Annotated in this window: 6 protein-coding genes; all 6 read right to left on the minus strand. The window is 63.3% G+C overall.

Annotated elements, in window-relative coordinates; genetic code table 11:
* The 6 genes from CH302_RS04385 to CH302_RS04410 all read right to left on the minus strand — a co-directional run bounded on the left by CH302_RS04385 (position 1) and on the right by CH302_RS04410 (position 11,264).
* Positions 1-2,703 (minus strand): hypothetical protein, encoded by a 2,703-nt coding sequence (locus CH302_RS04385; RefSeq protein ID WP_052047686.1) that lies wholly within the window; start codon positions 2,701-2,703, stop codon positions 1-3.
* Positions 2,703-6,305: a tubulin-like doman-containing protein gene (locus CH302_RS04390; RefSeq protein ID WP_037190872.1), complete on the minus strand. Its 3,603-nt coding sequence runs from the start codon at positions 6,303-6,305 to the stop codon at positions 2,703-2,705. The genes CH302_RS04385 and CH302_RS04390 overlap by 1 nt, the downstream gene beginning before the upstream one ends.
* 55 nt (positions 6,306-6,360) lie before the next feature.
* Positions 6,361-9,168 (minus strand): hypothetical protein, encoded by a 2,808-nt coding sequence (locus tag CH302_RS04395; protein WP_037190871.1) that lies wholly within the window; start codon positions 9,166-9,168, stop codon positions 6,361-6,363.
* Positions 9,165-9,569 carry a hypothetical protein gene (locus tag CH302_RS04400; RefSeq protein WP_141216600.1) on the minus strand — a complete coding sequence of 135 codons (405 nt, stop codon included), beginning with the start codon at positions 9,567-9,569 and terminating at the stop codon, positions 9,165-9,167. Before CH302_RS04400 ends, CH302_RS04395 begins: the two co-directional genes overlap by 4 nt.
* Positions 9,570-9,690: 121 nt before the next feature.
* On the minus strand, positions 9,691-10,266 hold the full coding sequence (locus CH302_RS04405) for a TerD family protein (RefSeq protein ID WP_037190869.1): 576 nt from the start codon (positions 10,264-10,266) through the stop codon (positions 9,691-9,693).
* Positions 10,267-10,400: 134 nt separating this feature from the next.
* A complete protein-coding gene (locus CH302_RS04410; protein WP_155292924.1) occupies positions 10,401-11,264 on the minus strand; it encodes a hypothetical protein in 864 nt (287 codons plus the stop codon).
* Between the last annotated feature and the right edge of the window lie 522 nt (positions 11,265-11,786).

Genomic DNA, 11,786 nt, shown 5'->3' on the forward strand with positions numbered 1-11,786 from the left:
TCAGAACCGGAACTCTCTGTTCGGCGCGTCGTAGGTCTCCGGTTCTGCAGCCGGTTCGGGATCGGTCGAAGTGCGACGATCGGGCATCTCGGGCACGCTCCAGTCCTGCGACTGGGTCGGTGCCTCGGCTGAACCGAGAGTCAGTTGGTCCGCTGACAAGCCGTCACTGATCTGCGTTGCGACACTGACTGCCCCGATCCCTGCCCAACCACGTTGGCGGTGGTCGTCCTTGACGGCGGTCAGGCCTTGAGTTGCCGCAAGGTCGGTGACCATCGACCGGTCGAAATGATCGATCCGGCCCTGTCCTGCTTCGTCGCCGACCCCCGCCATGAAGTCGACCATCGGTACGAAGGTCGTAGTGCCGTCGGTGAGCACTTCGATCTGTCCGACAAGGGATTGCACGAGCTCGGACTTGGGCCCCATCAAGTTCATCCGAGCTTTTTCCCACATCAGCTCGGAACCGGTGGACCGGAATTCGCCACTGGAGAACCCGCCGGACCACCGATCCAACGACGACATCGAACCGGCTCCAGGGGCTCGCCAGAGCAGCGTGGGGTCCGCTTTGACGTCACGCCCATCACTGCCGAGGAAGTCTCCGGCATTACCCAGTGCGCTCTCCCAGGGCGGTGTCAGCCAGCCGAGGCCGAACAGGTCCTGCCGTAGATACTCGGCCGTGTTGGCGAGCTGGTCGGGGTGTGGGTTCGCGTAACCGATGCCAGTGCTCTTGGGCAGCCCCCAGGCAATCCGGCCTTCGGCCGAGCGCTCGAACCTGTTCGGCCCGAGCGGCTCCGCCAAGAATGCACCCAACGCGCGGCTCCACGACAGGTACTGCGAGTACGCGTCGGCCAATCGGTCGAGGTCGCGTAGCGCCGTGCGGAGATTCGCTTCGTCAGCAGAAGCGTTGGCGGCCGCTGCTTTACGTCTGTTCAGGTCTTGGAACAGATCCTGTTGCCCACGGAGGAACACGAACACCAGAACCACAATCCACAGCACGATCGAACCAACGATGATCAACGCGCCGATCCACCAGTCGAACCATGACTGCGCGATGCCGACCGCTGATGCGACGACAACCAGCAAGAGAATCACTGAGGTGATTTGGATCCAGCGGGCAAGCGTGTTGTGCCCTTTACTCTCGGCGGGTGGAGCGGCGTCGGCATGCGCACGCAGCCGCGCCATCAGATCTTTGACCTCGTTGTGACGCTCGACGAAATTTTGCGCCAGGGTCCGTCCGACAGCAACACCGAAGCTGTTGCCTCCGCGCGCCTGCCACTCGTCGAGAGCGGAACCCGTGCGCCTCGCCTCGAGTCCGAGAGCCGCGTCCTGATCGAGTTCACCGAGCTTGCCGCGCAATTGATTGGCACCGATCACATCGGTGGCATCTACTCCGTCCACCTCGACGGTCGCGGCCACGATCCCGGGCACTCGATCGAATCGCTCTGCGGGTCCGGGGATGACGTCCGCTGCTCTGCGCAACACTCCCCTGCTGGCTCCGATCTGTACCGGGGGCAATTCAGCGGATCGCGCACCGCCGTCGGCGAGGGTCATCGCAGCCTTCGCGTAGTCCTGCCACAGATCGGAGAGATCTGCGCGCGCACTGTGGTGACGCTCGTCGTCGGTGGACTCCAGGGAATCCCTCAACTGGTGGGTCGCCGATCCCACTTGAGTCCAACTTGCCTGCCGCCCTTGAGAGGTGCGCCCGTTGGCGACAACTTCGTAGGCCGATGGGTTGTTTCCGAACACGGTCGCGTGCACCGCTCCAGCAGCTGACGTGGAGACGCTGTCCACCACTCGCGCATACCAAGCGGCGGGCGCATTACGCAGCGCGGCTCCCAGGAACGAGAAGAACATCTTGAGTGCGGCCCAGAATCCGATCGTCTGGGTCTGCTCGGCCTCATACGGAACCCGATCACCTTTGAGGACCGCGCGATGCTTTCCCCACAGGCTCCGCGCCATCGTCTGCGTCGCCAAAGGAACGTCATCGACGTATGTGACAGGAGCTCCGCTTTCGCGCGGGAGTGGAAGGCCGCCGTCTTGCTCGAAAATCTGTCGACGCAGTGAGTTTTCCACTTCGGACGTGTCGAGTCGACGGTAGAACGACCGGACCAGACTGACGAGGTTTCCGGGGAGGACGGGCTTGGCGTCGAACGGCGCGTGTTCCACGTCGGCCCACAGCCCGGACACCGCAGCGACGACGGGTGCCGCGTGGCGTCCGATCTCGAGAGTGTTGTCTGTGGCAGTCAGCGCGATATGGCCCATGCCCGGGCCGCGCGCATCCTCCGGTGCCACCAAGATGTTGTGCCAACCGTCGAGGGCAAGAACCGCATTCGAGGGAGGAGTAGCTCCTGGTCGTCCCAGCAGCAGTCGTAGCCGAACCACGTTCGCGCCGCCCGATGTCGATGCCAGCAGCTCCGCCAACCGCCGTTCGGTGTCGACCTCCAGCGCCGGAAGGATGCCCGTCAAAGGCACGAAGATACACAGCCGAAGCACAAAGATGCGTTGCGAGGAAACGACTTCCTGCACCGTGGTGTCGAACTCCCGGCCGTTCTGCACCCAGCACGCTGCGGTGGGAGCAAGATCCGCATCCGCGCCGTCGACCCACAGGAACGGGCGAACCATACCTACTGCGGAGAGGTCTTTGAGAACGTCCTTGACACCGTCGGCCACGCCGGTCGGTGCCAGAAACACTGTCAGTTCGGACATCAGTGGTTTCCTCGCTGTGGGATCTCGAACGAGTCCGCTCCGGCCGACCAACTCGATGTCGGCGGCGTGGCCGTGAATTCGTCGGCAGCAGCGGGCCGCAACGCTGCTGCGAGGCTTGCGTCGATGAGCGCGATCAGCTTGTTGGTACCCCAGAACACGTCGGGCGCGACGTCACGGTAGATCGGGGTTTTTGTCGCTTGCGCTCGCACGGTGATATTCGAGAACACACCACCACCGACGGCACCTACCTCACCGATACCGGCACCGGACCCGGGCTGCATGTAGTGCTTGCCCGCGAAGTCCCGCTCCTCCTCGAGCCAGGCCTTGGCCCTCGCTGCGCGCTCCTGCGGGGTGGAATTCTCGCCGGTGTCGGCCACCGCCGATGCGAGACCTGTTCCGGTGACCCCGGTACGCAGCCATTCCGTCAGGTGCACCGATGCAGCGAGACCGAGGATGCCACCGACCTCGTCTTCTGCAGAGGAGTCGTAAATGCGCCGGAGCGCACGGTACGACTGCATGGACGACATCACCGGCGGCTCATGCGACTGGGCAATGGCCAACAACACGGATTCGAGAACTGCCGGCAGCCAGTCGTAGTCAGCAGAGAACTCCGACGGCGGGGTCAACAACGGGTTCGGGAATTCGAGCCACCGTCCCAACTCGCCGTCGAAGACCCGGGCAGGCTCGATGAACGGGCCGCTCGGTAGGGACACTCGGCCGAGTACTTGGCCGAGCAACCAACCACCGACCATCGCCTGACGCTCCGACTTGTGCATCGGCAACGACGCAGCCAGCGGTCTTGCACGACGCAGGTTCCAGAAAGCCTTCCGCTGCGACGGCGACGACGTGTTCCACTGGCGCGATGCGGGTCCGATCACCGAGTTGTAAGCGAGCGGTGAATAGTTCGGGTAGGAACCGAAGATGTCGATGCGCTTGATCTGCTTCTCGTCGGTGAGCGCATTGACCAGAACGTCCTTGGTCGTCTGGTCGATGCGGACGCTGCGCTCGAGTTCTGCAGAGAGTTCCTCGGCGATGCTCTGCCCCTGGAACGGGATGGCCGAGAACTTGAAACGGTATTGCATCTGCTGATCGTTGTGAATCGCCTGCATTGCTGTTTCGTTCACGCTGGCGAGCGGACGTGCCAGGGCGATGGCTTGACCGAACTTCGCGATGAGGTCGCGGCGACGACCGGACAGTTCCGACTCGGCTGCACCGCCACCGGTGACGTAGTCGTGCAGTGACACCGAGCAGAACTTGTCGAAGGATTCACCGGTACGAGCAATGAACTTCCTTGCCCGTGCCAACAATTCGGGTGGACGAGTATGCACGTCGAACGCCGAGGGCGACGAGATGATCGATTCGCCACTGGCCGGGTTGGTCGGGAAGACGCGAGAGCGCCAGGTAGCCGTCCGCTCGACGAGCTTGACCGTGTAGCCGGGCGCGGTGGTCCCATCGCTCGTATCCCATTTGCCGGTGATGGCCTGGGCAGCGGCGCGCATGACAGCGTCGCCGAACGCACGTTGATCTATGTTGGCGCTGCCGATTGCCGCAGGCAGGTCCAGCTCGTACCTCATCTTGAAGTCACTCGAGCTCGTGAGCATCACTTCATTGTTCGCCTCGGCGAATCGTGATGGCACCCGCTCGTCCCGGTCCGACGGCCAGGCGGCGTACTGGTCGGTGTGCAGTCGCGCCAATCCGAGGTCGCGCGGTTGTTCCACCGAGGCCTGACGCAGCAAGGTGTGAGATTCGTTGAGCGCCTCGACCAACGGATCGAACAACTCCGCCACCATGGCTCCGGCCGCCGCGCTCAGATGCGTGGACAGTGTTGCGTAGATCTGCTTTTCAGTGACCCGTCGTGCGCCGTCGAGGACCGCGAACACCACTTCCTGGGCATTCGACAATGTGCCCTTCAGCGCTGCGAGTGTGGCCCGGACATCCTCCGGCGGTTCGGATATATCCTGCGGGGCTTGCTTCGAAAGATCCTGCGCTGTAGGCAGAACCACATTCTGAATGTATTTCGAGACCCGCTTGACCAATGCAGTAGCGTACGGCAGCCCAAGGTCCGCAACAGCACTCCCCACCACATCTTCGAGCTTGTCTGCGAATTCGAGATGCCAGCCGAACGCCTTCGAGTACGCCGCGCTCTGTGCGCTGGAAAGCATCGCCGCGCGTCGGGCGTAGAGGTTGCGATTGACCTCAGGGACCCACGCCGACGCGTTGAGGCCATTGCCCGACGGAATGTAGTCGCGAAGCGTCGTGTCGATGACGTGCGTGGCCAGGGTGGATACCTCGGATCGCGGAAGTACCGTGTTCGTGATCCAGGAGCCGATGTCGTAGGGCAATGAGTTGGCATCGGTGTGGCCTGCTGGGAGGCCCAGTGCACTACAGATATTGGGCCACTGACTGTCGAGCACGGCCGCAGCCTGCTCGTCCTCGCTCGCGCGATTGCCGGGCTGTACGTGTCCGCGCAGCAGTTTGTCGGCGCTGGCGCGAGCCAGTCGTTGGGACGAGTATTCGGCATACCGATCACGGCCCATGCTGAGGCTGGAGAACCCGAAAGATCCCCACGGCAGCGTGTTCCACTGCTGATTACCCCAGCCGAGGTACTCACGGTTTCCGGCAATACCGCCGCCATTGGTCAGGTCCCACTCGACGAACTGCTGCGTTGCCGACTGGCTCATCATCAGGGCTGAGAGCCCCCGCCCGAGGCCGCGGTAGATCGCGTTCGGGGTGCCGTCGCCGAACAACGTCTGCTCGGCTCCGACGTAGCGGCCGACCGGAAACACGCGGGCGAAGGGAATGAGTTCGCCTTCACCGTTCTGCTGTCCGAGTGCACGCAGAATCGCGACGTCGTGCTCACGTGCCGACCCTGTTTGGCTGGCCACGATCTCGCCCAACATGGCCAGCGCGTTGGCCCGTACACCGGTGGTGGCCGACGCGTCGAGACCGTCGAAGATGTCCGGCGCAACCATGAACACGCCCATCAGCCGCGGATCGACCCCGGTGATCAGTGTCAGCAATCGACAGATGTCCAGTGCCATCGACGCTCCCGCACCGCCGGCCATCGAGGACACGACGAGTACGACGGGCCGCTCGCCCGGGTCGTACTTGCCGGCACCGGGAATGTCGAGGCTGCGCATCTCGGAATCGGTATCGACCAGATTGAGCTTGCCCCAGGCAGTTTCGAGTCGCTCGCGCACCGAGCCGGCGCGGCTCAGCGTGATCATGCGACCCAAGGCGCGGAACTGACCGGCACCGGTACTGAGCGGGGTGTGCACGGCCGACGGGTCGCGGGGGGCCCAGGTCGCGATGGTGTCCAGGCGTTGCTTGCCGATGAACTGCTGGCTCATCGCATTGTCCAACACCGAGTAGCTATCGCTCTGCGGTCCTGTACCGACGTAGGTCCCGCCCTGTTCACGGACGTGCCCCATTCCATCGGGCCCCGGCGACGGTGCTGTCGGAACGTCGAGGTGAATGAACTGCCACCCGGCCGGAATGGAATCGATGCCGTGTGAGGCGAGGTCGGAGCGAAGCTGGTCCATCATGTATGCCAGCGTGGCTCCACCGGAACCGCCGCATCCGACGACGAGAAAGCGCCTCATACGTCAACCTCTCCTGTTGCTGTTTGTCGAGCCATGGTGAGTCGTGTCGGCACCGTCATCGTCCGTCTCCGAACGGATCGAACGGCTTCGACGGGCCGGACTGACCCGGCGGCTGACCGGGTCTCGGGCCTTGACCTCGCTGCGGCCCACCGAATGGGTCGTTGTTGTGCGGGGCAGGAGGCGGGGTGTTGCCGCCACCGCCGAACGGGTCGTAGTTGCCGGGCGCAGGCGGCGGAGTGTTTCCGCCGCCGAACGGATCGAACCCGGACGGTGCGGGGCGCGGTGCAGTAGAGCTGGGACTTGACGGACCGGCACCGGGCTCGGTGGACGATCGCAGCGTCGCCAACACGTTCGGCAGGCGATTGGTCATATCGTCGACGACCGACTTGCGGACCGTCGGGCCGGCGTCGTCACCGATGAGCAACACGACAACGGCGTTGTCTGCTGGTCCCTGTAGGTCGTGCAGAACGAACCACCTGTTGTGCACGGCAAGCGGCAGTCGTGCCTCGTGATTCTTGCCGTGGGTCGCGGGCATCGTCGACGACGCTCCAACTCGGCCCGGGGCGACTGCGGTAACGAATCCGGCTCCGACAGGCGACCATCCGACATGTGTGCGCAGCTGCACGCCTGCTACATCGAGGGATCGAGCCGGTGAGTCCAGACCGCGGACTACCTCGATTAGATCGCGGTCGTTGAGTGCGAATGGGGAGCCGTTGCGCAGCACAGTATTTCCGGAGATGGTAACCGGGAACTGCTGCCCCTTGAGAGTGCGCGCGGGAATCTTTGCCGTGAACCACTTGGCGCCGTACAGCAACAGCAGCGGAATGCCAGGCCCGAGCAGCAGCGCCACGATGAGGGCCAGGAGTGCGTTGCCGGTGTCGAGCGGCTTCTCGAGGTCAGCGGTGAACTCCACGTCGATAGGTAGGGCCCGATCGGCTTCGCCATTGGGTGCCACCATCAGTGCAACGGTGCCGTTGACGGGACCGTTGGCTGCGTTCTCGACCTGCAAGGCGATAGGGAGCGTTCCTTCCTGCCCGTCACCGAGCGCCTGACAAGAATCCACGGATGTAGCTCCCGACGTCGACAATTCGAGACTACCCACTCCATCGGGAGATGCGACGATGGAAGTGCCGGCGTCGGCGGGGAGCCACACGCAACCGGGGCCGGCGATCGGCAGGTCGACGGTGAATTGCCCGGCACCTTCGACCGTTCCGAAATCGATGGTCCGAGGCAGAGCAGGGAAGCCGATCGGCGGTGCAATGGTGAGCGGCACGTCCACCGACTGTGGAGCAAGCGCAGTTCCAGGCTCGACGGTGCCGTCGGGCGTGGTGGCGTCGGCGGTCGTCACGTTCAAAGTGAGTCGAACCGACGCCTGGCCGGGTGCCACATCGGAGAGATCGAGACGCAGCGGCTCGCTGATTTGTTCCTTCGGGATATCCGCGCCGACGACGGTTTGCGTGCCGTCACTTTCGATGAGAGTGGCTGCCAGCGTGGCGGTTCCGAGCAGAGACTGCGGGTCCACTTCGTTGCGCGAGGCGTCAACGATCCCGAGATCGATGGGCACGTCGGCTTCACCGCTGTGGATTGCCGTGGTCCGCTGCCCTTTCCATTCAGGGAAAAGGTTTCCCGAGATGTGGATGTTCGATCGGGTACGAGCGCCGGCGGCGTCGCCGGTGGGGTCGACGAAGACCAGAGCCCAGACGCCCTGCCACTGCGGTGAGTCGGGATTGTTCATGTCGAACGACAGGGTGCGCGGGGACTGCCACCGATAGGTGACGTTCACTCCAGCAACGTCGACGGCGACGTCCGAATCCGACGACGGCAGCGGCACTTCTGTGCCGTCGGGGGCCACGAGTGTGGGGATCAACCCAGAGACGTCAGCCGATCCGAGGACTGACACCGTGTCGATCGAGTTGTCGAGAACGAAGCGGTGCTTGCCTTCCTCGCAGACCGTCAGTGCGCAGACGCCAGTTTCGCGCGTCAGGGGCGCTTGCCCGGGAGTGGAAAATGCATCGAACGCGAACAGCAGATCGTCAATGTTGCCTGCGAGGTAGAAGTCGCCGGGGCTGGGGCTGGCGATATTGCCGCATGCGGTGCCGCCTGTTGGTTCTCCGGTGGCGATGGATCGCATGACGTCGAAGTCGGCCGGCTGCGCGGTGCCTGCGGCAAGGCCGATACCGAAGAGCACGATGCCGGAGGATCGCAGTTGATCGGCGACGCCACCGGGGCGGCAGATCGATTCGGTGGCCGCGCCGACTACTCGCGTCACATCGTCGGCAGTATCGAGCGGCAGGTCGGGCGCGTACGGCTTGTTTGTGTCTGCGCGCGGGGTGAAGTCGATCTTGCCGTCCGAGAACCAGGCGACGGCCTGGCATGGATCGACGCCATCGACGGGTTGGGTGTGGTCGGCAAGGGTCTGCCTAGCGCCGTCGAGCGCCAGCCAGTAGTCGGTGTCGATGCCATTATTACGGTCGCGGAACCCTTCGACCGCGTTCTCGATCGACGGCAACGAACCTGGGTCGAGAGCCGACCAATCGGATTCCACCGAGTAAGTGTCGGCGAACCCTGCCACCGCGACGTCGAGGTCGATGCCCGACGACTCCTTGTACTTGGTGAGCTGATCGAGCAGATAATTCGCAGAGGTGATGCGTGCACCGTCCGGGTCGGAGGCTTGCAAGCTGGCCGACTCGTCGATCATCAGCAGGAGGTCGCCGCTGCGTTGTGCCGCGAGGCAGGCACCGAAGTCCGATACCGCGGCACCCCCCGGTGCTGCCGCGGCGGGTGGGGCGAGGACGACCGAGATCGCAGCGCATGCGCCCAGCAGGGTCGCCGAGACGAGTGCGCCGGCTTTCGCTTTGTTCACAGTCGACCAATCCAGTCAGCGATGCGCAGCGCGCAGATGATGATCCCGACCGCCGCGATGATCAGGACGGCCCAATACGCGGGTTTGACCCACGTCGGTTCCGCATAGATCGGCCGCGCTCGGCGGTTGGTATCGAGGAGCGTGAACGCCGAGAGGACGCCGATGGCAATCGGCCCCGCCAACACCCATCCGACGACAGCGAGCGGTCCGGAACCACCGAGTACTGCTCCCATGATCAACCCGACCAGCGCCAGCGCCCCGGAGACGATCAAATAGATCGTCGGTGGGCCCGCGACCGAGAGGGTTGATGCCGGCGGCGCACCGGACGACTGCGGGGGCGGCGGGGGCGATCCGGATCCCCTGTCGTTGCCGTAGCCGAACGGATCCGGTGATGAAGACAAGTGTGCAATCCCCTCAGAGTGACGTTTGCGTGCGGCTGACGACACAGTGCACATCATTCCCAGGGGAACACGCGTCTGCACTCGACATGTTACGGCTCAACAGTATTCGAGTACGTCGATGTCAGACGTTGATTCCGAAGTCACGGGCGATGCCGGCGAGGCCGGATGCGTAGCCCTGACCGATGGCGCGGAACTTCCACTCTGCGTTGTGACGATAGAGCTCGCCGAAGACCATGGCTGTCTCGGTGGATGCATCTTCGCTGAGATCGAAGCGGGCGAGCTCGCGGCTGTCGGACTTGTCGACCACGCGGATGAACGCGTTTACGACCTGGCCGAAGTTCTGGTTCAGTTCGTCGGCAGCGTGGATAGATACAGGGAAGATGATCGACTCGATCTCGGGCGAGAGCGCTGACAGATCGATGTCGATGGACTCGTCATCGCCTTCGCCCTCACCGGTGCGGTTGTCGCCGGTGTGTTCGATGGCTCCGTCAGGCGACCGCAAGTTGTTGTAGAAGACAAAAAAGAGCTCGTTCAGCACCTTCTTGTTGCTACCCAGCGCAATTGCGCTCGCGTCGAGGTCGTAGTCACCGCCGCTAGTCGATCGGACATCCCACCCGAGACCGATGGTCACGGCGGTCAGCTGCGGGGCCTGCTTGCTCAGCGAGACATTTCCGCCCTTGGCCAGGGTCACACTCATGATTCGACTCCCTCATCCATCCGAGACCGATCCATCCGGGGTCCTGCTACCGGAAAACTACAACTCTTTACTTTTAGCAGACCGAATGGCCCGATTCGGGACGAACGCCGTTACGTCGTACGTTTGAATGATCTTCAACTGATCGCCACCGACACGATGAACAGCACAACGGCCAACGGAATCCCAATCGGAACCCAGTTCCGGCTGAAGAGGCCGTACACAGGTGCAGACCCGGCCGCCATGGCTTGTCGACGTGTAGCTCGGTGACGAATGCTGCACAGCACTGAGACCGGAACCAAGGTGAAGGCAGCGAAGAACAAAAAAATCATGGGCCCTGACTCCCGATCAAAAGCTCCGGTCACCGCGAGTAGACCGAAGAACCCGGCAACTGACAGCAGCGGTACCGATTTCCATCGCGGAACCAGACGCTTCGTTTCCTCCTTGCTCGCGCCGACTACGCCGTGGATCGATTCCGACGCAATCTGTTCCGCGAGCACCGGTTCAGGAAACGGGTCGACGTTCGCTGGCGGCGCCGCAAGCTGAGGCCGAGGGACATCAACAGGCGCGGGCGCCTCCCAGGGCTTCGAGAACGGGTCGTACACGTCGACCGTTGGGGCCTCAGGCTCTCTGGCAGCAGCGATCGCATTTACCTGCCCGACCACAAAACTCACATCGTCCGCTCGCATAGTTCCGATATGGCGCGATTGTTGTCCTGGGGCATGGACGGTTAGTGTCCGTCCCCCGAACTTCGTGTGCGCGTCCGCTTGGCCAATGTCGGCAGACGAAATCTCGACGAGGGGACCCTTCTTATTCACGCTCGCGCTGAAGAACGCGATCACTCGTCGATCGGTCACTGCAATCGCGTCCGTTAGGGGCCGCATGGTGCTGAACCGGGCCAACGCCCTGACCGATTCGCCAGGCGCAAGGTGCTCACTCAGCGACGCGATCCATTTGGTGGCGTCCTTCTCTTTCAGGGTGGGCCCAAGCGGTGGCAGCATTGTCATCCTGTCCAATTGGAAGTGTGTAAATGTTGATCGCCAAGCCCCATGAAAATGTTTCGATTCGCGGGAGTCTGTAACACCCCAGCCCGAGCGAACGACCCTGTGAGCGTGACCGCGGAACCTGCGGTACCCACCTGCGACCGTTATGAGAAACCGTGAAGCACCGAGCACCATCGACCTTGCGCATTGCTGTACGACGCTCTGCGGGAATAGCTTTCACTGCGGCATTGCCAATTGTCGTTCTGGTGAGCGGATGCTCGAGTGACGAAGCCGGCGGTACCGGCGACGCAGTGCAGGTCACGGTCCCGCCACTCCCCGACGTGAACACAACATCTCGGGCTGCGTCAACAACACCTACTACAACCGCCGCCACCACCACGACAGCCGTCACAACTACTCCGCCTGTTGTCACCACAGATCCCCCTGTGTACGTGCCACCGACGATCGAGTACACACCTGAACCGGCTTACACCCCGCCGGCTCCCGCTTACACCCCGCCGGCTCCCGCCTATACCCCAT

Source organism: Rhodococcus sp. 15-2388-1-1a (assembly GCF_002259145.1).
Lineage (GTDB): Bacteria > Actinomycetota > Actinomycetes > Mycobacteriales > Mycobacteriaceae > Rhodococcoides.